This window comes from Oligosphaera ethanolica, assembly GCF_030814695.1.
Taxonomy (GTDB): Bacteria; Verrucomicrobiota; Lentisphaeria; order Oligosphaerales; family Oligosphaeraceae; genus Oligosphaera; species Oligosphaera ethanolica.
This window is the reverse complement of the sequence record NZ_JAUSVL010000001.1, coordinates 3154470-3178016: the sequence shown is the minus strand read 5'-3', so window position 1 is coordinate 3178016 and position 23547 is coordinate 3154470. Positions and strand designations below refer to the sequence as shown.

At 61.1% G+C, this 23547-nt stretch carries 15 protein-coding genes; 4 read left to right on the top strand and 11 right to left on the bottom strand.

The window, feature by feature from the left end; genetic code table 11:
- Positions 1-32: 32 nt before the first annotated feature.
- Both J3R75_RS10945 and J3R75_RS10940 read right to left on the bottom strand, forming a co-directional pair.
- On the bottom strand, positions 33-1805 hold the full coding sequence (locus J3R75_RS10945) for an alkaline phosphatase (protein WP_307261562.1): 1773 nt from the start codon (positions 1803-1805) through the stop codon (positions 33-35).
- Positions 1806-2742: 937 nt separating this feature from the next.
- A complete protein-coding gene (locus J3R75_RS10940) occupies positions 2743-4458 on the bottom strand; it encodes a Na/Pi cotransporter family protein (RefSeq protein WP_307261561.1) in 1716 nt (571 codons plus the stop codon).
- A gap of 575 nt (positions 4459-5033) precedes the next feature.
- On the opposite strand from J3R75_RS10940, the gene J3R75_RS10935 reads away from it, so the two are divergent.
- On the top strand, positions 5034-6449 hold the full coding sequence (locus tag J3R75_RS10935; RefSeq protein ID WP_307261560.1) for a glycosyl hydrolase family 28 protein: 1416 nt from the start codon (positions 5034-5036) through the stop codon (positions 6447-6449).
- A 55-nt stretch (positions 6450-6504) separates the two neighbouring features.
- Entirely contained in the window at positions 6505-8241 is a 1737-nt protein-coding gene (locus J3R75_RS10930; protein ID WP_307261559.1) for an arylsulfatase, read from the top strand.
- Positions 8242-8286: 45 nt separating this feature from the next.
- On the opposite strand, the gene J3R75_RS10925 is transcribed toward J3R75_RS10930, so the two are convergent.
- The 9 genes from J3R75_RS10925 to J3R75_RS10885 form a co-directional block, all read right to left on the bottom strand.
- Entirely contained in the window at positions 8287-9084 is a 798-nt protein-coding gene (locus J3R75_RS10925; RefSeq protein ID WP_307261558.1) for an SDR family NAD(P)-dependent oxidoreductase, read from the bottom strand.
- Between the two features lie 114 nt (positions 9085-9198).
- Positions 9199-10401 (bottom strand): enolase C-terminal domain-like protein, encoded by a 1203-nt coding sequence (locus tag J3R75_RS10920; protein WP_307261557.1) that lies wholly within the window; start codon positions 10399-10401, stop codon positions 9199-9201.
- A gap of 577 nt (positions 10402-10978) precedes the next feature.
- Positions 10979-11686: a DUF1559 family PulG-like putative transporter gene (locus J3R75_RS10915; protein WP_307261556.1), complete on the bottom strand. Its 708-nt coding sequence runs from the start codon at positions 11684-11686 to the stop codon at positions 10979-10981.
- A gap of 131 nt (positions 11687-11817) precedes the next feature.
- A complete protein-coding gene (locus J3R75_RS10910; RefSeq protein WP_307261555.1) occupies positions 11818-12927 on the bottom strand; it encodes a Gfo/Idh/MocA family protein in 1110 nt (369 codons plus the stop codon).
- A complete protein-coding gene (locus J3R75_RS10905; protein ID WP_307261554.1) occupies positions 12924-13577 on the bottom strand; it encodes a Gfo/Idh/MocA family oxidoreductase in 654 nt (217 codons plus the stop codon). The genes J3R75_RS10910 and J3R75_RS10905 overlap by 4 nt, the downstream gene beginning before the upstream one ends.
- Complete coding sequence (locus J3R75_RS10900) at positions 13578-16571, bottom strand: LamG-like jellyroll fold domain-containing protein (protein WP_307261553.1); 2994 nt, start codon at positions 16569-16571, stop codon at positions 13578-13580.
- 30 nt (positions 16572-16601) lie between these two features.
- Entirely contained in the window at positions 16602-17360 is a 759-nt protein-coding gene (locus tag J3R75_RS10895; RefSeq protein ID WP_307261552.1) for a sugar isomerase domain-containing protein, read from the bottom strand.
- The gene (locus J3R75_RS10890) at positions 17360-18400 is read right to left on the bottom strand and encodes a hypothetical protein (RefSeq protein ID WP_307261551.1); all 1041 of its coding nucleotides are present in this window, start codon (positions 18398-18400) and stop codon (positions 17360-17362) included. Before J3R75_RS10890 ends, J3R75_RS10895 begins: the two co-directional genes overlap by 1 nt.
- Positions 18401-18421: 21 nt before the next feature.
- Positions 18422-19498 carry a substrate-binding domain-containing protein gene (locus tag J3R75_RS10885; RefSeq protein ID WP_307261550.1) on the bottom strand — a complete coding sequence of 359 codons (1077 nt, stop codon included), beginning with the start codon at positions 19496-19498 and terminating at the stop codon, positions 18422-18424.
- Positions 19499-19921: 423 nt separating this feature from the next.
- Here J3R75_RS10885 and J3R75_RS10880 point away from each other — a divergent pair, with 423 nt between their 5' ends.
- Together J3R75_RS10880 and J3R75_RS10875 are read left to right on the top strand one after the other, a co-directional pair.
- Complete coding sequence (locus J3R75_RS10880; RefSeq protein WP_307261549.1) at positions 19922-20419, top strand: hypothetical protein; 498 nt, start codon at positions 19922-19924, stop codon at positions 20417-20419.
- A 64-nt stretch (positions 20420-20483) separates the two neighbouring features.
- Positions 20484-23450, top strand: a complete 2967-nt coding sequence (locus J3R75_RS10875; RefSeq protein ID WP_307261548.1) for a right-handed parallel beta-helix repeat-containing protein — start codon at positions 20484-20486, stop codon at positions 23448-23450.
- Positions 23451-23547 lie beyond the last annotated feature (97 nt).

The following is a 23547-nucleotide window of genomic DNA, read 5'->3' as shown; positions in this document are numbered from 1 at the left end:
CCGCAGCCCGCCACGCCACCGTCGGCGCCACTTTATTCAGCGACGGCCTGGCGCAACGGCAACTGCCAGAAGCGCGCAAAGACCTTCGGGATGTCCGTGTTGTCCATCATGCCGTGGAAATGCTCCGCGCCCGGCCCAAACGCGAACACCGGCACCGGCGACTGGCTGTGGCCCGTGGTCTGATACAGCACATGCGGCCGCCGCGGATTCACGCGGTTGGCCGCGGCGTGAATCAGGCCGGTTTCGTGGTCAGCGGTGACAAGCACCAGCGTGTCCTTATGCGCCAACGCGTACTCCACCGCCGCCCGCGTGGCGTAGTCCGTACTGAGCACGCCCTTGACGCTGGTGTCGGGATTGTTGCCGTGCCCACCGCCGTCCGGCCAGGAGCACTCGATCATGATGAAAAAGCCCTTGTCGCTACGCGACGCCAGATACGGCAGCGCCGCCGCTGTCATCTCGCCGAGGTTCTTCTCCGTCGGCCAACCAACAAAGCCGAACACAGGCGCGCCCTTGACCGCCGCCAGCGCCGCCGGGTCCTTGACCTCCTGGTAGCCCGCCGTCGCCAATTCCTGCAAAAGATTGCGCGCGTCCTTCCGCATGCCACCGGCATCCTCCGGCAAAAATGGCTTGCTGTTGCCGGAGCCAATCATGAGGTCAAAATCACTGCGCACATACCAGTCGGCGATCTCCACGGACATGGACCGGCTGGGCACGTGAGCCACAAAGGCCGACGGCGTCGCGCCCGTCAGGCTGTCCGTCGTCATCACCCCGACCGCCCAACCAGCGTCGCGCGCCTCTTCGGCGATGGTCCGCAGCGCCTCCTTGTTCATGGTCATGCCAATGGCGCCGTTGTAGGTCTTGTAGCCGCTGGAAAGCGCCGTGCCACTGGCCGCCGAGTCCGTGACGTCGGCATTGCCTGAATGCGTCGTACACAAGCCCGACACTGGCAATGACTCCATCGCCAGCTTGTACGGCGCGCCATGGGCGTGCAACGACGCCAGCGTCAGGCTCCCCAGCCCCATGCCGTCGCCGATGATCAGAACGATGTTCTTCGGCGTGCCAGCCGTCGGCAGAGCCGCCAAGGCCTGCGCATCAAACGCCTCGGGCGCCGTGAAGTCGCTCTTCATCTGGAAGTCTTGCCGCAGCGGCATCACCCGCAAGTCGTCGCCAATGCTGGCGGCGGCAATCATCCACACGGCCTCTTCGCCCTTGAAACGCAGCGCCTTGAGCTCCTTGCCGCCTAAGGGAAATTTGGACACGAACAGCGACACCTGCGTGTTGTTGTTGTATTCCGTCCAGCAGCGCTGGGCATTGCTGGCGTTGCTGGCGCTGGTCCACGGCTGAACATCGCGGCCGATGCGCACGCGCCATTCCTGGGCATTGCCATCGCTGAATTCAGCCGTCAAACGCCCGGCTATGTCGTTTTTGGTGTCGTTGAAAGCACAGGCGTGAAACAGGTACAGCGCCGGCTCTTTTTCCGGCCTGGCCAGCTCCAGCCGCGCCTCATTTTCCAGAAAGGGCTTTTTCTTGCTACCCAGGACGACGCAGGCCTTCGCCGCGCCTTGCTGATCCGAAAGGACCTCAAACGGCACGCGGCCGTAGTTCTCTTTCCCAGCAGGCAATACCCGCAGATCATTGCCGCCCTGGTCGGTCCAGCCGCCCAACTGATCGTCGGCGACCTGATCCATAAACGCCCGATTCACTACGGAACCAAGGTCCAGCGGCCGAATCGGCCCTGCCTGCAAAAACAATGTTCCCACGACCAGCAGCAAGGCTGCCCCGAGCATCTTCTTTGAAAAGCGCATCACACGGTCCTCTCAAGCTTGCATCTTCACCCACGCCTCAGTCTCGCCACCACAGACGAAATCGGCACGGGGTACTTTAGCCCGCAAAGCACCCGGCGCACAGCAAAGAAAGAGGCTTTTTTGTCAGCCAGTAGTAACCGGTCAGTGTACACCCCGGCGCTTCGCTGGGACAATTTGCAGGAAACCCACGGCCCGCCGCCGCCCAGCCATCCGACCTTGATTTCCGCCGACTTGTGCGGCAGCGTGTTTCATAGGAGTGTACACCCCGGCGCTTCGCTGGGACAATTTGCAGGAAACCCACGGCCCGCCGCCGCCCAGCCATTCGACCTTGATTTCCGCCGACCTTTGCGGCAGCGTGTTTCATAGGAGTGATTGATATTTGTTGTCCCTCCGGCCTTTTTGACCGCCCAGTCGCAAACCATCAGACTGATCGGCCAAGTTCGGCCCGGAGGGCCGTACCATGCATAACCCCTGGTGAGGCGCCCGGAGGGCGCCGCAACCAGGGGTGTGACAACAACTTGGAATTGCGACTGGAGGGCGCCACATTGGTTAGGCACGTCCCGTCTCACCGCGTCGGAGGGGGCATGCCGTGCATCCAATATCAATGGCTGACCTTTGCGGCAGCGTGTTTCATAGGAGTGATTGAAATTTGTTGTCCCTCCGGCCTTTTTGACCGCCCAGTCGCAAACCATCAGACTGATCGGCCAAGTTCGGCCCGGAGGGCCGTACCATGCATAACCCCTGGTGAGGCGCCCGGAGGGCGCCGCAACCAGGGGTGTGACAACAACTTGGAATTGCTCCTGGAGGGCGCCACATTGGTTAGGCACGTCCCGTCTCACCGCGCGCAGAGAGAGCAGGCACCAGGCCCACGTCAGGCCCACGTCAGGCCCACGTCAGGCCCACGTCAGGCCCACGCCCGGCCCACGCCCCCTCCCCGTCAGGCAACCAGGCCTTCCCGGCCAATGGCGTCCGCGCGCTCGGCGATATTCACCAGGCGGTCCGACACTTTCACCAGCACTGCCAGCGCCTCGATGAAAATCACCCCCACATCCGGCGAACACAGCTGCTGTCGCAAGCGCGAGATGTGATTTTCCTCGTATTCGTGCGCCATCAGCGCAATCTTGTCGTTGAGTTCGATAATCTCCCGCAGGAGATCGGGCTCAAATTTGCCCACGAGCGCGATGGTCTTTTCGGCCATCAGCGTCAGCGCGGCCATCATCTGCCTGTATTCGCTGACGGCGGTGTCACTGAAATTGCGGTCGCAGTTGTGGATGCGCCGCGCCAACTCGTGGATATTCAGGGTGTGGTCGCCAATGCGCTCCGCGTCATTGGTGCAGTGCATCAGCTTGGGTATCATCGCCGCATAGCGCGGCGCCAGGTCGTCCTGCATCAGCCGGGTGAGGTAGTTGGTGATTTCCAGCTGCGAACGGTCGGTCTTCTCCTCGCGCACCAGCAAATCTGCCTTGACCGCTTCGTCATAGCGTCCCGGTATAAACTGGTTGTTGACGACGTCCACCACCATATCCCACGACTCGCGCAGCATCATCTGCAACGCAACCATGCTTTGGCGCAGGGCCAGCACCGGCGCCTCCAGCAAATGCGGCTCCAAAAACACAAACTCCACTTTGCCGCTGCCAACCGGTATGATCTTCTCGCAAAGACGCGCCAGCTGTGGGATGAACGGCGTCAGCAACACCGCCGCAATCACGTTAAACAGCGTGTGCGCATTGGCAATTTGCCGCGGCAAATGCTCCACCGAACTGCCCTCGGTAAGCAGGTCAATGACCTTGAAAAACCACGGCGTCCCCCGGCCGTCCGTAACCAGCCAGAATGACGCCATCACCACCGACACGCCGATGACGTTGAACAGCGTGTGCGCCATAGCCGCCTGCTTCGCCACCCGATTGGCCGCAAAACTCGCCAGCTGCGCCGTGATCGTCGTACCAATGTTCGAACCGAGGATCAGCAACACCGCCGTGTACAAATTGATCAGGCCGCTGCCACCCAAAGCCACCACCAGACCCGTCGTCGCCGAGCTGCTCTGGATCGCCATCGTCACCAACAAACCCACAACCAAGGCGCCTACCACCCGCCACACCGGCAAATGACCCGCCACCGGCGCACAATCAAAGGTGCTGAAAAAATTCAGAAAATCCGGATTCACACTCAGGCTCTTCAAGGTCGTGCTCATCATCGTCATGCCGAAAAACAACACGCCAAAACCAAAGATCGTGTCGCCCCAGGCTCGCAAGCCACGGTACGACACAAAAATCATCACCGTGCCCAAAATGATCGCCGGAAATATCACCCCGTCAATCTTGAATGACACCATCTGCGCCGTGATCGTCGTGCCGATGTTCGCCCCAAAAATAATCCCCATCGACTGCATCAGACTCAACAAACCCGCGTTCACAAAACCAATCACCATCACCGTACTCACACTCGACGACTGCACCACCGCCGTCACCAACGCACCCGAAAACATCCCAATCACCCGGTTGCTGCCAAAAAATTTGAGAATGGACTTCATGCGGTCGCCGGCGGCCAACTGCAGACCCTCGCTCATCATCTTCATGCCATAGAGAAACAATGACAACCCGGCCAATATGGTGACAATCAGCGTGTAATAACTCGTCGTGTCGTGCTGTGGCATCGCCAATCCTTTGCTTTACTTGTCTTCTCTCGTCCAGGCGCCCAATGCGCCTCTTTCTCTTGCTCGCGTCTTTGTTATACTATCGTTTACATTCCTTGCGATTACCGTTACCGCATTGTTAGTTTTGCGTTAGGCCACGCAGGACACGACGATAAGCGGCGCCCCTGGCGGCATTCATCCTGGGACCGCCGCCGTCCTGGCGGCATTCTTCCCTGGGACCGCCGCCGTCCCGAGGGCATTCTTCCCTGGGACCGCCGCCGTCCTGGATTTGAGCGCTGAAAGCGCGAAGCATACCAGCCCAGGGCAAGCGGCGCCGAAGGCGACGCGCCGCCCTGGGTAGCGCGCCCATATTGTCGTGTTCCTCGGCCTCCTTGGCCCCAGTCGGCGAAGCCGACTGGGGCCAAGGAGGCAATGGAATCCCCATCTTGCCTGCTTTATCGTAACCCTCTTCGCGATCACCTCGTAATTGCCAGGCACTGGCGTGCCTTGATTTTGCCGCATTGCGTGTCATTTTGAGCACCCGTGACCACACTCTTAAGCAAATTCCCTCACCCCCCCACTACGGAGTTTTCGCCATGAATCGTTCTGCCGTCATGTCCATTACCCTGCCCCTGCTGCTGGCAGCCGCCGGCTGCCAGAGCGTCAGTCACAACGTGGTCGCCTCCTACCCGGCGCCGCCGGAGGAAGCCGCGACCAGCCAGTACCGCGTCACCGTCAATGGCCTGCCAGTGGCCGTTTACAGCACAAAATGCAAAGGCTGGGGCGACGAATACTACTTCGCCAGCTTCGATCTCGATGGCAAAGCCGAAGTCGTCGTCAACTCGCCGTCAACGCTGGCCAAAACTGAGATCCACCCCCTCAGCCGCGGCATCGTCCCCGAGCAGCGCAACGACAACGAGTGGGCCTTCATGGTGGACCGCCCCGGCCACTTGGTCATCAAACGCGACGGCCGCGTTATGCCCCTCATGCTCTTTGTTAACCCGCTCGAAAAAGACATCCCCAACCCCAATGACCCCAATGTCGTCTTCTTCGGACCGGGCTTTCACCAGGCCGGCAAAATCACCCTCAAAGATAACCAGACCCTCTACATCGCTGGCGGCGCCGTCGTCAGCGGCGGCATCCGCACCGAGGGCGACAACATCACCATCCGCGGCCGCGGCATCCTCGCCGGCGAGGCCTACGGGCGTTTCAAGGGCCCCAACCGCTTCCCCGTCGATATCTACGGCGGCAAGAACATCACCATCCGCGACATCATCATCCGCAATCCCTGGAGCTGGACGCTCGTCACCAGCGGCAGCGACGGCGTGCTCATCGACAATGTCAAAATTTGCGCCGCGAACATGATCAACGACGACGCCATTGATCTGTGCAACACCCGCAACGCCGTTGTCCGCAACTGCTTCCTGCGGGCGCAGGACGACCTCATCGCCGTCAAGGGCATTGGCTATGCCGAGCGCCAGGAATGCGAAAACATCCTTGTCGAAGACTGCGTCTTCTGGTGCGACGTCGCCAATCCCTTCCGCCTCGGCTTCGAATGCGCCACCAAGGCCATGCGTGACATCACCGCCCGCAATATCGACATCGTTCACTACAGCCAACGATACAGCGGCCCCGACGAATTCTGGGCCCACGCGATCTTCTGGCTGCAGCCCTCCGGCCGCCTGGCCCTGGAAAGGGTCCACTTCGAGGATATCCGCATCCACTGCAATGGCGACGACATGGTCATGGTCATGGCCAAGCTCATGCTCACCAGCTGCAACGGCAAAACATACGAAACCTACGGCTCCATCAACGACTGCAGCTTCAAGAACATCTCCGTCACCGGCACGCCCGGCGCCTTCCGCGGCGAGCTCTTCTTCCAGGGCTTTGACGCTGACCACCGCGTCAGCAATATCAGCTTCGATAACGTCAGCTACTTCGGCCAAAAAATCCTCCGCGACTCACCACCCGTTATCATCAAGGACTTCACCGACGGCATCGTCTTAAAATAAGCCGCGCAAGCACGACGCTGCCCCTCCGGCGGCGCCACCACCTGAGGGCCCAGCGATGAGTCGACCAAACATCATCCTCGTTCTGACCGACGACCAGGGCTATGGCGACCTCGGCTGCACCGGCAATCCTTGGCTGCAGACGCCCGCCATCGACGCCTTTGCCGCCGAGGCCGCGCGCATGACCGACTACCATGTCGGCCCGACCTGCGCGCCCACTCGCGCCGGGCTGCTCACGGGACACTACGCCAACAGCACCGGCGTCTGGCACACTATCGGCGGCCGCAGTCTCCTGCGCGCCAATGAAGTCACCCTCGCCAACGCCCTCGCCGATCACGGCTACGCCACCGCCATCTTTGGCAAATGGCATCTCGGCGACAGCTACCCCTATCGGCCACAGGATCGCGGCTTCCAGCACAGCGTCATCCATGGCGGCGGCGGCATCAGTCAAACACCCGACTACTGGGGCAACGACTACTTCGACGACCACTATTTTGTCAATGGCAGTCCCCAGCCCTTCCAAGGCTACTGCACGGATGTGTTCTTTGCCGAAGCCATGGCCTTCATGGAGCAATGCCAGAACCAGCCCTTCTTCTGCTATCTAGCCACCAATGCGCCGCATTCGCCATACAACGTCGATGACCGCTACGCCGATCTCTATCGCGGCAAAGTGCAGGAAGACCGCGCCCGCTTCTACGGCATGATCACCAATATCGACGAGAACTTCGGACGCCTCCGCCGTTTCCTGGCCGAACGCGGCCTAGAAGACAACACTATACTGATTTTCATGACCGACAACGGCTCGTCAGCGGCCATGTCCTTCAAGGACGGCGAGCTCGTCGAGGGCTTCAACGCCGGCCTACGCGGCATGAAGGGCTCGGAATACGACGGCGGCCATCGCACGCCATTCTTCCTGCGCTGGCCCGCCGGCGGTATCGCTGGTAGCCACGAGATCAGCGACCTCACCGCCAATGTGGACGTCATGCCCACGCTACTTGATCTCTGCAGCATCCCCTACAACCCGCAGGCCTTCCACGGCCTGAGCATCAAGGCCCTGCTCAACGGCGACTCCACCGCCCTGCCAGAACGCATTGTGGTCACCGACTCGCAACGCGTAGTCAGCCCCATCAAGTGGCGCAAAAGCGCCGCCATGCTCGGCCCCTGGCGCCTCGTTAACGGCTGCGAACTCTACAACACCGCGGCGGACCGCGCCCAGCAACACGACATCGCCCAAGACCATCCCGAGTTGGTCCAAAAACTCCGTGCCGGCTACGAGTCATGGTGGTGCTTGGTGTCACAGCAGATGGACGAGCCCATCCCCCTCCATGTCCACTGCAACGAAACCTGCCTCACCGCCCATGACTGGCGCGGCGATGAAAGCAACTGCGTCTGGAATCAGGGCATGATCCGCAATGGCGAACTCAAGTACGGCGAGTGGGAAGTCATGGTCGAAAACAAAGCCCGTTACCTCATCGCCTTCAGTCGCTGGCCACAGGAAACACCCTATGCACTTGGCGACGGTATCGCCGGCAATGACTCGGGCTTCAGCCGTGAACGCACCCCGCGCAATTTCTGGACTTACTACGAGGGCGGCCGGCCACTAGCTATCTGCACTGCGGAGCTCGTCATCAATGGCCAAGTCGTCGCCAACACGACCATCGGCAAAAACGACCGCTGCGCAACCTTCACCACGGAATTGCCCGCCGGTTTCATCATGCTGGGCGGGCGCTTCCGTTGCAACAACGGCACCGTACTCGGCGCCTACTACGCGCATATTCGCCAAGCCGACGAATAAAACGCGCCGGCCCATGCGGAGCAGTAGAGCCGTTGGGGCCCGGACTTAGTTTGTCCCGCCGCCGTGCATTTTTGGCGTCATGCCGGGGAAAGTCTCCGGCACTCCCGGGAGGATCAGCCCGCCGTCGATCTTGACGACCTCGCCGGTGATGTACGCGGCGTTCTCGGACGCGAGGTAGGCCACCAGCTGCCCCACCTCGCGAGCGGTGCCAGGGCGCCCTGCCGGCACCCAATCGCGATGCTGCTGGGCCTGCAGTTCCGCCGGCGTCGAGTCGTCAAAAATCCATGTATTCCCGGGTGCCACCGCGTTCACGCGGATGCCCCGCGGCGCGAACTCCAACGCCAGTGTTTCCACCGCGCGATTCAGCGCGGCTTTCATGCTGCCGTAAAGACAATCATCCGCGTGGGCCCGAAACGCCCGCGTCGAGGTGATGTATATCACCGAACCGCCACGGCCGCTCGCAAGCATGGCCGGCACCGCCACCTTCGTCGCCATGATGTTGCTGCGATAAAACAGCTGGTAGGCAAAATCAACATCGGAGCCGCTGATTCCCTGCAGCGGCCCGGCTTGCATCTTTCCGGCATTGCCCACGAAGAGGTCGATGCCACCCAGCGCCGCAATGGCCTCGGCAGCGACGGTCTCGGCCACGCCAGCGTGCTGCAGCTCAGCCCGGAAGGCAAAGGCCCGCACGCCCAACGCTGTCAGCTCATCCTGCACGCGCCGCGCATCGTCCTCGCGCCGGTTGTAGGTGAAAGCGATGTCGTAACCCTGCTCGGCCAACACCAACGCAATGCCCCGGCCAATGCCGTGGCTCGCGCCCGTCACATACGCTTTTTTGCTCATAATTCCCTCAATCAGGGATGCTCCTCAATGGACTCAATGGACTAGATGGACTCAATGGACTAGATGGACTCAATGGACTAGATGGACTCAATGGACTGGAATCGTCTAGCACGCTCAGGGTGTGAAGGCAGTACCGTCAGGCCAGCGCGTTTGCGTCCAAGTCGTGACGCCGTCCTTGCAGGGAAAACGCGCGGCGGCCTTCTCGTCGATATCCACGCCGAGCCCAGGCCGTTCACTGACCGTGACAAAGCCGTCGCACAGTTCTGGCGAGCCGGGAAAGACCTCGCGCAACGCGTCGTTGAGACCGGACCACTCCTGAATGCCGAAGTTTGGCGAGGCCAAGTCCAAATGCACATTGGCCGCGTGCCCGACGGGCGATACGTCGCCCGGCCCATGCCAGGCCGTGCGCACCCCGCTGGCCTCGCAGAATGTCGCCAGCTTGCGTGCCGGCGTGATGCCGCCAATCTGGCTGATGTGCACCCGAATGAAATCAATCAAGCGCTCTCGGATAAGCGTGTCCCACTCCATGGGATTGTTGAAGAGCTCGCCCATCGCCAACGGCGTGGCGCATTGCTGCCGAATTGTCCGGAACCACGGCACTTGCTCCGGCGGCAACAGGTCTTCAAGGAAGAACAGCCGGTAGGACTCCAGCGCTTTGGCCAACCCCAGCGCCTGAATGGGCGCCAAGCGTTCATGGACATCATGCAGCAGCTCGACCTCCTCGCCCAGTTCTTCGCGCATGGCTGCCAGCAGCTCAATGGTCCGCCGCATATACTGATCCGGGCAATAATACGCGCCGGGCAGCACTCCGTCCGGCTGCTGCATGCCGCTGGCCTGGCCGCCATAGCCACCCCACTGCACCCGCACATGCGTCACGCCCTCCGCCATATATTGCCGGACTTTCGCCGCGACTTCCGCCAGCGTCGCCCCATTCGCATGACGATAGACCCGTGCCGCCGGCCGACAACGACCGCCCAGGAGATCATACAGCGGCATGCCCGCCAGCTTGCCCTTGATGTCCCACAACGCCATGTCCAGGCCAGACAACGCATTGTTGTTGATCGGACCATTGCGCCAGTAGGCATTGTGATTGACCGTCTCCCAAATGTCGCTGATGTCGGCCACCGCGCGCCCCAGCAGCAGCGGCTTGAGATAGTCATCCACCATCGCCGCCACCAGCCGATGCCGATACGCAAAGGTCGCGCAGCCCAAGCCGTACAGCCCCGGCTCGCTGGTCTCGACCTTCACCACGATCAGATTGATGCCCGCCGGCGCAGTGCAGATCGCCCGAATATCACGTATAGTCACCCCGGCCATACTCAGCCCCTTTCCTTGCATTCGCTCTCGACAACTACCCCATTTGCCACGCCCGTCAACCAGGGCCTTACCATGAATGACCACCACCAAACACGCAAACAGCCTCCACAAAAATAGACCAACCACACAGCACTGCCGGACGGACACAGAGATCACGCCCCCGCGCCTTGCTACCAGCGGCGTGAATCTGCGGCATCTGCGGATATAAAAGCCTTCGCGCCTTTCTATCGGCGGCGTGAATTGCCGCGTAGCGGCAAGACATGCCGCCATTCTTCCTGGTATTTGTCTTCTTCGCGCCTTCGCGCCTTCGCGTGAGAAAAAAAAAGTCCTCGTTCCCACGCGTAAGCGCCTTCGCGCGAGAAAAAGAATTCTGCGGCATCTGCGTCAAACTGCGGATAAAAAAGGGCGGACACATAGGTCCGCCCCTACGAATTCGCGCCTTTCTATCGGCGGCGTGAATTGCCGCATAGCGGCAAGACATGCCGCCAATCTTCCTGGTATTTGTCTTCTTCGCGTCTTCGCGCCTTCGCGTGAGCCAAAAGGCCTTCGCGTGAGCCCAGCAGCCCTGGGTTCGTCATCAGAGCATGAGCGGCAGCGCTTCCGACGCCTGATTGCAGAATGCCCTGACCATGCAGGCGCCCGTGCGCAGATCGCCCTGGTTGTGGCTCTTGACATGCCCATCCACGTAGGCGCCATTGGCCCGACCGCCGTGAATAAGCGTGATGGCGGCATTGCCATTAAAATTGTCACAACGGAACATCCAGCAGCCGATGCCCTTCTGGTCGTCGTTGTAGCGGGTGGTATCCGCAAACATCAGCGTTTCCGATGGCAGCTTCATGTTTTTCGTGCTGTACACCTGCAATGCGACGCCATCCACCCAAGTGGCAAAGTCCCCCAGCTTGTCCTTCTTATTGTTGATGTTGTTCTTATAATGGCTATCGACCTTCAGATTGAGTTGCCCGTAGGTGTAAAAATAGGCCGCGCCGGGTGTCACCGGGGCATTGCTGGGGCAATACAGCGTCGGGTCCGTCGGCGAAAAGCCGAAAAGCTTATGCCAGGTGGAATAATACGTGCCCGTCGTCGGCTGACTTTGAATGATATAGTCGTCATTATCCGATGCGTACATTGCCATATTGAGCGCAATCTGCTTGAGGTTATTGGTGCAGGAGATACTCCGGGCCTTCTCCCGCGCCTTCGCCAGCGCCGGCAACAACATCGCCGCGAGAATCGCGATGATCGCGATCACGACCAGAAGCTCAATCAGTGTAAAAGTCCGTTGTTTCACCCTTCCCCCTCCAATGTTTCGTAGGTTATGACAGTCACTCGACAATTCGGGTATCAGCGCAATCACGTTTGCTTTGTGCATCGCCAGATCATCCTCGTTTGCTGTTGATTTTTTCACGACCGTCTCCATACTCACACATCCAAAATGATCTCGCGGTCATGCCAGAGCGACTCGTAGGCGGCGTTCATCACCCGCACTGCGGCGTAGCTGTCTGCCAGACTGCATTCCGGCGCCGCCCGGCGCCCCTCAATTGCCGCAATGAAATTGCCCAGCCGTGAGTCGTCAGCGCCGCCCCAATATCGCGGCGCCAATTCGACGATCAGCCGGTCCGGCGAGACGCAATTCTTTCCCACTACATAGCAGTGCCGATCAAAAAAGTCCGCGGAGAGATAGCCTTTGCTGCCGGTGACTTTCAGATTGCACTCCAGCGATTTCGGCCACAGCAGCCGCCGCGCAGACACCTGCTCTTCTAGATTGGAATAAGACGGATTGACAAAGTACTTCACGCCGCCACTGAGCTCGCCGGTAATCGCCGCGTGGTCTTCCACCTCCAGCGCCGACCGCTGATTGGTCGCCGACATCGCTTTCACGCTGCGAAATTCCCGTCCGGTGATCCAGCGGATCAGATCGTAGGGATGCGGGTGATCGGTGATGGCGCCGCCACGAAAGACCGTCGCGCCTGGACGCAATGCCACCCGCTTCCCGTAGGACAGTTCCGGGGTCCCCCAGTTGGGATAGTAATTACAGGGACTCTGCGAGATATTCGACAAGTACACCGACTGCAGCTCGCCGATCGCGCCAGCACGCACCATGTCGCGAGCCTGTATGAACTGCGGATGAAAATGCAGTTCCAGCTCGGTGGCAATCACCCGGTCATAGCCCGCCTGCATGGCCAGCATTTCCCGGCACTCGTCTTCATCCATGGAAATGACCTTCATCGTGAAGATGTGCAGCTTACGCCGCACCGCTTCGCAAAACATCGCGAAATGATCGCGATTGTCGCTACCAATAATCACCATGTCCGCATCCGCATGGGCATCGAACATAGCGTGATAATCGCCGTACCAGGCCACCGCATCGGCGCCCGCACCGACCAAGTCCCGCGCAGCCGCAAGCCGCTGCGGGTCGGGGTCCGACACCGCCACCAGCTGCCGATTCGACCCCGCCGGCGCGCAGCCCCGCAAGTACTGGGGGATGTGGGGATTGGCCGCGCCTGCAATCATGATCTTATACTGCTTCATGACAGCACCTCCGCAATCATGGACAGCCACCGGTCGCAGCCCAGCTTGCCCAGCGCTATCTCGCCGCGCTCGACCGCAAGCGCAAAACGCGACTCCATCCACGCAAAAGGACCTGCCGCCAGGGACGTCAACGCATTATCCGCGATGTACTGACCGCAACTCGAGTCGTCGGCATAGAGCAGGCCCTCTTCGTTGAAATAGCCCACCAACGGCTGATTGGTGATATGCCCGTCGCTGAAATTGGCCTTGACGAAAGCAATGTCCGGCAGGGTATCCGGCAGGCACTCATTGGCCTCAAACTCCGCCACCACGCCGTTCTCGAATTCCGCCAGCGCGAACAGGTTATTCGCGCCCGCGCACTTCTCCACATACAGCTTGCGACAGGGCGCGCCCGCAAGAAATCCCGCGCCGTCCAGCATCGCCGAAAAACGGTCGTAGACGAAGCTCGCCTCGTCCACGGCATGTTTCCGCGGTCGACTGGCCGTAAAGCGCAGCGAACGCAAGTCGCCGCAGCAGCCGCCGCCGGCCAGATCGCGAATCTTCTCCACCACGGGGAAAGACCGCCAGTAAAACGCCGGGCAAAAAGCCCCGTCGTCACTGCGCTTCGCCGCTTCTCGCGGTGAAAGTATTTCTGTCTTAACCGCACTCATTCAGTTCTTCTCCAGCTGAAAAATGACCGTGTCGCCGCGCTTCATCTGCAGGCGCACCTCAGTGGTAGCCGGGAAGCGCTCGTCGTTATTCAGATTGCGGACGGTGCGCGCTTCAGGTAGCCGTAGGCGTTTTTCGCCGTCGCTGACGGCGTGCACCATCATAAAGCTCTCGTTGGCCTGGAAGACATCGCCGCTGTCCATGTAGACCGGGATCCCCAGCATCTCACAGGCGCCCCGGGCGAGGTCCGGGGTCAAGGAGTTCAACGAGAAAATGCTGGTTCCCCAGGCGCATTGCTTGACGGCGAGCGCGCCCTGCCCGTTCAGCTCGCCAATCACGTCAGCTTCCGGGTCATCGACAAAAAACGCCGGCGCAAAGGCCTCCATACTCAGCACCCGCTTCACAACCTGCACAAATGGCTGCTCGCCGCGACGCATTTTTCCCAAATAGCGCGCCAAGGGATGATCGTTCTGCGTGATCACCAGCTGCGAGGCCGGCTGCTCCGCAACCCGCCGCAGGGTCATGCCGGTCAGCTGCGCCATCGTCGCAACCGATGCCCCCGTCGGCGACAGATAGCCCGGCGCGTAAATCCACAACGCCGCCGCGTGATTGCGCGACAGCTTCCGCTGGATGGCCTCGCGACGCTCCGGCGTGATGTAAAACGCATTGAGAAAGATGTACAGCTTGTAGTCAGGCATCCGCTCATTGCCGATGTCGCCGAGCAGGTACACGTCACTCGGCGCGCCGATATTGGCCAGTTCGGTCTTCACCCGCGCCACCGACGCACAGTTGCCGTACTTGCCTGAATAAAAGTGCATGCTCTCTTCATCGCAGAGCACCGCCACCTGCGCCACCGAACGCCGCGAAACGTCGTGATACTCTCGATTGAGGCGACTCATGGACGCGATCTGCTCCATCAGCGCGTCGGTGTGAAAGGTCCCGTTGCCGGCAATCAAAAACCACCAGATGTTGACGCCATGCGCCAAGGCGTTGCCGAAGCTACGCCAATGCGTGTTCAGACTCTCCTGCAGACTGTCGGCGCGATACGCCTCATTGCCCCGGCTGAGGTAGGTGCGCATGTCGGCTTCGTCATAATAGACCTTGTTATGAAGCCGGATCGAAGCCAAATAGCCGACGGCGTAATCGCCGGACTGCCCATCCCGCCGAAAACCATAGCTGGTCGGCGCGCAGAAAAAGTCCAAGTTGTCGTCCTCAAGCAACTCCTGGAAGCCCTGAAAGCCGAGATTGGCCAGGGCCGGCCCGGGGCTCATCGTCATGGAGTAGCCATAGAATGTCCCCACCAATTTGCGGGTGACGGTGTTCTCGCGCACCACCTTCGACACCTGCCGGATCGCCGCCGTCGTCGCCTTGGTCATAAAACGGCGGTAGTCATACACCTGGCGAGCCCGCAGCGGATCGCGGAAAAAGCCGTCCTCAGCCCCCCGCCGTTGCTCGGGCGTGGGAATGTCCGCCGTTGCCAAACTCAGCTCGGCATCGCCCCAGGCCTGCGCCAAGGCCGCGTCGTCGGCATACTCACGGCGCAGAAACCGCCGGAAGGCCTCGCGATTGATGGCCGAATAATCCACTAGACCATCTTTGAAATTCCACCAGAACCACTCCGATGTCGACCCACCCGCCGGGACATAGCCCACAATGTGCGGCGACAAGGGCGAATGCTCGAGGTAGCGGACAAAATCGGCGAGCATCACCGACACGTCCCGCAGCCATTTCTCCGAACTCATCGACGGCTGCTCCCCCTGCTTGCCAAATTCGTCCACCACCCGCTCGTCTGGATTTTCCGCCAGCCACCACTCCGGCACATTCAGCTTGACCCGAACGAGAATGGCGGCCTTGGGATTGGCCTCGACGATCTTTTCCAGCCGCGCCGCTACGCGTTCAAATTCATACTGGCCATAGCCTGTCCACCAGTGCGAACAGCTGTCCCCAAGCTTCAGCCAGGTCCAGAAGATCTCGCTGTAATAATTCACCCCCGCCGCGGCAAAATCCCGGGACGCGAGAAAGACGCCCTGCTCATTGGCGCTCGGCGCCGGCATCATGCACATCGCCGACTCCGCGACGCCATCGCGAAAGATGCTCGGGATGCCGCCGTGCTCGGCAATGGTCATCTCCGGCGAAGCCATGCCCGCCGCGCGTGCCGGCAAGGCCGCTTCATAGCGCTCCACCAATGCCAGCTTTCGCTTGAAATACGGATCGTACTCGGGAAACTCCTCCCGCCAGGCCACTGACACCGTCGCCTGCGGATAGTGCGCCGCCGTCTGCAAGCGGAACGCCTCCACCTGCGCCGCGCTCAACGCGCTGTCCCACAGCGTGACCCGATCCAACAGGCCATTCAGAGGAAAACTCCTCCGGCCGCCGCCCGTCTCGCCACCGCCCAGGAGCATCGGCGCCGCGCTCAGCTGCAACTCCTGCCCCGGCCCCAAGGCGTCAAAGGCCAGCTCGCCATTCAAGTACATGCGCATGGCGCCCTTATCAAAACTCACCGCCAGAAAATTCCAGCGATTGGGCAGCAGCTGCGGGCAATCCGCAAACGCCTTCTGGCCCTGCCCGGGGACGGCAAAGGCATAGCCGTTGCGGAGGATGCCATGCCACTCGCCATTGACCCGATAGCCAAACTCGGGAATCAAGCCGTAGAGATCAAGCTTGAAATCGACCTCGTCGCGCTCGCTCCGATCGCCCTTGAAGACAATGCCGCGATAGTGGTTGCCGCTCTGCAGGCTGGGCATGACCCACGCGGCCACGGTAAATGCCGCCGGATTCAGCCGAATGCCCTCTCCAGCCACTTCACCGATGCCGATGCCGTCGTTGGTCACCCACATGACCTGATGCTGCGGATGATAACGACCAGCACGGACGCCGGCAATGTCCACCCCGGCAAAGGCCGCCACCGGCGCCGGCAGCTCCATCCCCGCCATCGGCAAAGCCATGACCGACAAACACAAGCTCAATACACTCAACGCACTATGGTGCAATGTCATGTTCTTTCTCCACCTTCATTCAGCCGACCGTCACAGACTCTTGACCAGCGGCCGGTATTTCTTCAGCGCCGCCGCATTGCGCTCGTCACCGCCAGGCACATTCGCGCTGCTCCACAGAGGCGGCGTCACCCCGCGCTCCACGCAGAGCCGCACGCATTCAATCTCCAACCAGTGCGCAATCGCAAAATCCACCACATTCGACAAGGGCGCAATCGGCGTATCGCAGCCGGGCACCCGCACCGCCGCGTCACCGACGGGGTTGTAGTCGTCAATGCACACATCAGCCAACTCAAAGAGGTTCTGACCCGAACTGTGCCGAATGAAGTGATCCCGCGGCATCTCGTCCTGCCAATACGAGCTCGACACCGCCACGATCTTCGCGCCAGCCCGCCGGGCCTCCAGCGCGGCGTCGATGGTCGCGGCGTTGATGCCGATGTTGTGGAAGATGATCAGCAGATCGCCAGCCTGCAGGTCGTAATAGCGCATGATCGCCGCGCCATAATTTTCCGTGCGTTCCAGTTCCAAATACTTCAGCGCCTGGTTGAAAACCGACAGGCCCGTCTCCATGATCGGATTGATGTTCGCCAGGCCACCGGCACGGAAAAACATCTCGCCCATCACCAGCGTGGTGTGCCCGCCACCGCCGTACACATGGATCAGGCGGTCGGCCGCAATCGCGTCGGCCAGCAAAGACGCCGCCGTCGTGATAGCCGCGCCCTGTTCTCGCTTTACACGGTCGAGATTCGCTTTGATCGCATCAAGATAGCCAAAGTCATTCAGTGCCATCATCAATCTCCTTTTTTGCGCAACACGCGCCGGTAGTTGTCGCCTATCCTGTCCCACAGTCCCAGGGCGTCAGGCGCTGCCAGGACGGTCCCGTAGCCGCCGCGGTAAGTCCAGGCCGCCAGGCGATCTATCCCAAGACGCTCATAGAGATCGACCATCTGGTCAATCCGCGCCAAATCCTGCGGTTGTTTGTAGTAGCCCATCAGCCAGCGCTCAGACTGCTTGCCGTACTTCTTCGCCATCTCTACCGTCCGCCGCGTGATCTGCTCGAAAAAGGCCTCCGGCAAGTCCCAGGCGATGATCGTGGTGGAAAACACATCGAAGTACGGGGAGGAAGCGACCATGTCCCAATTGTCGTAGCCGCGATGCTCCGTGACGTAATAGCTGTTGTGTGTCGCATGCACACAACAGGTAATCTCCAGCCCGGCATTGAGCTCCTTCAGGTGCCGTGAGCAGTCTTCCAATATCCACAACGCCTCACGCCAGCGGAACTGAATGACGTCGTCGGTCATCACCCGCGGCATGTCATAGCCGTAGTAGTCGCTGAAACGTTTCATGCAGACGGGACAACGACAGCTCCAGTCATCGCCGGCCCCGCCCGTGATGGACGCGTAGGACTTCGGCAGGGCGTAGTGGGGCTCGTCCCAGAAAAAGCCGTCCGCGGCCGTCTCACGCGCCAACGTCAGACAAAAATTCCGGAAGTAGTCCCGGAAGCTGTTGGTATTGAAGCAGGCATGTGGCAGCTTCTCGCCGGTGAGCGCCGAGACCTGCCGGTTCTCGATATTGTTCTGCAAATACTTGCTGACCTGCTCGCCGCCAAAATACTTGCCGATCCCCCATGGGTCGATGAGTACGCGCAAGCCCAGCTCGTGGGCGCAATCAACAATTTTGGGGATGTTCGGGCGCCAAAAATCAAAATCGAACTCGGTCACCGCCAGAACGACCGTCGTGCAGCCATGATCAAGCATTTCGCGAAAATCCGCCGCCGCGTGCTCCACATAGTTCAATCCGTAATAGCTGATTGCCGTGTGGGTTATCGCCATCGTTCATCACTCCCTTGTTCATTATTCATTTACTGCCTGACCCGGCAGGGCGGTCAGGCAACAGGAACTCTCACGCACCACCAAGGTCGGATCAAACTGATTGACCGCCACCGGCATGACCTGGCCATCAAGGCGCCGCAACAACACGTCCAGAGCCCGCTCCGCTATCTGCGACAACGGATAGGATACGCTCGTCAAGGACGGATAAGTCTCCGCCGCCACCGGCAAGTTGTCCATCCCCACTATCGCCAAATCCGCCGGCACCCGCAACTGGCATATCCGGGCCGCGCGCAACAAACGCAGGGCCAACAAATCATGATAACAAAAAACACCCGTGCGCTTGCCGCGATAGTGCCTAAGCAGCCAGCTGCACAGCTTGTCTTCGGCTTCAGCCAAATCAACTGCCAGGCAATTCTCCGCCGGCAAGGCGATGTTCCGTTCGCGCAGTCCATACGCATAGCCGCACGCCCGCACGTCGTTATGCAGGTACTGAGTCCCCAAATAGAAATAATGCCGGCACTGCTGGTGTACCAAATGCGCCGCGGCCAGGCGACCCGCCTCAAAGTCATTCACCGCCACCACGTCGGCATCAATGCCGGCCACCCGACGCCCTATCAACACGTAGGGCCGAGCCAGCGCCGCCAATGCCGCCGCGGAATCAACATCGCTGGCCGGGCAAATCAGAAAGCCCGTCGCGCCACTGGCCGTCAGCATACCCAATTGCCGCTTCTCGTGTTCAATGTCGTAACAACTCCCGGCTGATATGATCTCCACATCGCGCCGGCGAGCGGCATGCTCCAACGCATTCAACAGACGCGCAAAAAACGGATTCTCCATGTTGGTCAGCAAGACCCCAAGCCGCCTGGCCACTGCGTGGTCAGAATGGCGATAGGCCACACTCAGACGCTTGCCACTGCGCACCAACAGCCCCTGCCCTTTCAGCTTGCTCACCACCCGCTGCGCCGTCACCAGCGACACCCCAAACTGATCACAGATGCCACGCACAGTCATAAAGATGTTGCCCACGTCGCCGTGCTCGCCACGACGTATCTCGTCCGCCAACGTCGTCATGATCTCTATACTCTTTTTCGCTGACATGTCGCACACCTCGGCTTTCTCTGATCAACTGTCTAATAGTATTGCCGTAAGTATAACAATAACGCAACATAAGTATAACAAAAATCATCCGCGCAGACCGCAAAAGCCGCACAAAGGCCGCACGGCTACAGACATCGCGCCTTTCATTCGGCGGCATGAATTGCCGCACAGCGGCAAGACATGCCGCCAATCTTCTTTGTATTTGTCTTCTTCGCGCCTTCGCGCCTTCGCGTGAGAAAAAAAAGTCCTCGTTCCCACGCGTAAGCGCTTTCGCGTGAGAAAAAAACCTTCGCGTGAAACAGAAATCTGCGTCATCTGCGGATAAAAAAGGCGGTACTTGACTGCGCCGTCGCCGATGATATTTTGCCTGTTGCCAGTTACCGCCCACCATCCGTATCCCACCCTATATCCCGGAGGTCCGCCATGAAAACGCTCCCGCTTGTCCTCGCGCTGGTTCTGCTTCTGCTTGGCTGCGACTACCACGTCGCGCTGGTCACCACGCCCGACCAGCCTCTGCAGCAGAATCTGATCGGCCTTTGGCAACGCCAGGACGCCGCGGGTCATAAGGAACTCCTGCAAGTGCTGCCTTGGGACAAACATCAGTACCTAATCGTCTTCCCTGCCGGGCAAAAAGACAGCCTCTACGCACGGGCCTGCCATTGGCGCAATGACGCCCTGCCCATGGTACAGATCACTTGGCTGGGGTCCACCGAGCCCATCGCCGCCGACACGCCGCCTTTCCAGTACGCACGCTGGACACTCGTTAACGACACCCTCACGGTGCAATCCCTCAACCCCGAACAAATCTCCAATGCGACGCGCTCCAGCACCGCACTCGCAAACAGCATCACCGCCAACGCCGACGACCCGACGATTTTCCGCGAAGCGATGATCTTCCGCCGACACAAACTCGACAAATAATCGAGCCGCATAGCGACTGAACACACCCCTCCCCGCCCGCCCCCACCAGCCCAAGGCTCGCCCCATGACCACTCGCACCTACCGCCTGACCGGCCTCGCCTGCGCCATCCTGGCTGCCTGTTGCGGCTGCCAGGGCAACAAACAGCTCGCGCAGATAGAGGCCAGCTATGGCCTGCTGCTCTACGTGTCGCCAACCGGCAACGACCAGCACAACGGCCACGCCGCCCAGGCCACCGCCGCCGGCGCCGACGGCCCCTTCGCCACACTCGAACGCGCCCGCGACGAAATCCGCGCCATCAAAGCCGCCGGCGGCCTGCCCCCTGGCGGCGTCTGCGTCATCCTCCTCGCCGGCCGCCATGAGCGCCAAACGCCGTTCGTCCTCGGCGAAGACGACTCCGGCACGGCTGCCGCGCCCATCTGCTACCGCGCGCTACCCGGGGCTGCCGTGCACCTCAGTGGCGGCAGGCTCGTCGCCGGCCTGGCGCCAGTGAGCGACGACGCGCTCCGCCAGCGCCTGCCCCCCGCAGCGCGCGACCACGTCCGGCAGCTCGACCTGGCCGCCGTAGGCATCAGCGGCATTGGTGACTACGCCGTCAATCCCGAGCACGCCGTGCAGTTGCGCATCGCCCGCGCCGACATGCAGGGCGAGTACACCATGGGCAGCATCCCACCACGCCAGGACGACCCGCTGCCCGAGCGCATGGAGCTCTTCTGGAATGACCGCCCCATGGAAATTGCCCGCGGCCCCAACGCCGACCACGTCACCGTCGCCGAACCGCTGGGCGAGAACACCCGCAATGTCCGCGGCTTTATCAGTCACGTCGAGGGCATCTTCCGTTACGACGGCGACTACCCGCAGCGCTGGGCCGGCGAACCCGACGCCTACGTCTGCGGCAGCTGGGCGCGCGACTGGGCAGAACAACGCCATCGCATCGACAAACACGACTTGGCGCAACGCATCATCAGCGTTGCCAAGCCCTACCACACCTACGGCTACGCCAAAAATAAGTGGTTCTATGGCTTCAACATCCTCGCCGAGCTTGATCAGCCCGGCGAGTGGTATGTCGACCGCGCCAGCAACACGCTGCTGTTCTGGCCGCCTGCAGATGCCGATGGCGCGACCCGCCTGGAGCTATCCGCCGCGCCGCGCCTCATTGAGCTCACCGGCGTCAAGCACCTGAGCATCCGCGGCATCATCCTTGAGGCAGCCCGCGCCAGCGCCATCACGATGCGCGACTGCGTGGACTGCCACGTCGTCGGCTGCACCATCCGCAATGTCGGCTGCCACGCCGTGGTCATTGAGGACGGCCGCGACAACAGCGTCGCCGGCTGCGATCTCTACAACCTCGGCGGCGGCGGCGTCTACCTAGTCGGCGGCGACCGCAAAACCCTGACGCCCTGCAACCATGCGGCCATCAACAACCACATCCACCATTACGGTCGTTGGGACCGCATGTACCGGCCGGCCGTAGCCCTCAGCGGCGTCGGCATGCGCGTCGCTCACAATCTCATCCACGACGCCCCGCACGCCGCCATTATCTTCGGCGGCAACGACCACGTCATTGAGTTCAATGAAATCCACAGCGTCTGCTATGAATCCAACGACTGCGGCGCCATCTACGCCGGCCGCTGCTGGGCCATTCGCGGACATGTCATCCGCAACAACTACCTCCATCATATCAACGGCCGCAAAGGGCTGCCCTGCAAAGGCATCTACCTGGACGACTCCTTCGCCGCCGCCGAGGTCGTCGGCAATGTCTTCCATCAGGTCACTTTCCCCATCTTCCTTGGCGGTGGCCGCGACAATCTCTTCGCCAACAATCTCTTCATTGACTGCCCCAGCTCCATCTACATCGACGCCCGCGCTCTGGGCTGGCAGAAGCCCCACGTCGACGGCCGCATCAAGGAGGCCCGCGAAAAAGGCACCCTGCGCGGCATCCGCTTCCAGGAACCGCCCTACTCCACCCGCTATCCGCAGCTGCTCACGCTGCTTGACGACGAGCCCTTCTACCCCAAGGGCAATGTCATTACCGGCAATATCTTCTGGCGCGGCAACGGCGAGCACATCACCCGCATGACCCATGGCCAGCCCATTTCGGATCGCTGGTGGCTCGTCATTGACTCCAAAGACCCGCACGTCAAGGAAGTCATTACGGTCGAAAATAACCTCGTCGACCAAGACCCCCGCTGCGTCAACGCCGCCACCGGCGATTTCGCGCTGCGCGACGACTCGCCTGCCCAGTCCATCGGCTTCAAGCCCATTCCCTTCGCCCAAATCGGCCTGGTCAACGACGACACGCGCGCATCCTGGCCAGCGCTGCACCGCCCCCGCGTCATGCCCGCGCCACCCACGCCCATGCGCCTCATCCTTGCCAACACGCCGCCCCCAGCCGCCAAAAAGTCTCTGCGCAGCGGCCCGCCGCCCGTGCTAACTGTCCCCAAAACCACATCCGCGCCAGCCATCGACGGCGCCATCACCAGCGCCGAATGGCCCACCGACGGCACCTGCGCCATCATGCCCTTGGACAAGAGTCTTTACCACGAGCCCGTAAAATTCACCAGCACTGCCTGGCTCCGCCACGACGGCAAGGCGCTTTACATCGCCGTCGCCAATGACACCGATCCGCAAAAACCGCTGGTCACCGACAAGCGCTGGGCCGGCAGCGACGCGGTCGAAATCGCCCTGCGATTCCTGCGCGAAGACGAGGCCGAGCCGCAACCCACCATCGTTCTCCGCGCCTACCCCAATGGCCGTTTTGAAAGCTCCGGCGAAGCCAGAGCCCCCGCCGATCTCATCCAGGCCGCGCAACGCCTCTGCACTGTCGCCACGGCTGTCGCCAGCCCCAGCCGCTGGAACGCCGAATTCAGCGTGCCGCTCGCGCTCTTCAGCGACGCCCTGGCGCCCAATCCCCGCATCGCCTGCAATATCTCCGCCCGGAAAATCGCCGACGACAGCTGGGCCATGTGGCAAGGCACCGGCGCCCTCACCTGGGAAACCGACAAGGCCGGCATCCTTGACCTCGCACCCTGATAACACCCACAACACCCGCGCCCACGCCGCACCCGCGCCAACTATTCGTCCCATTCACCCCATACGGCCCATAAGTCCCCTGCCCATACGTCCCATA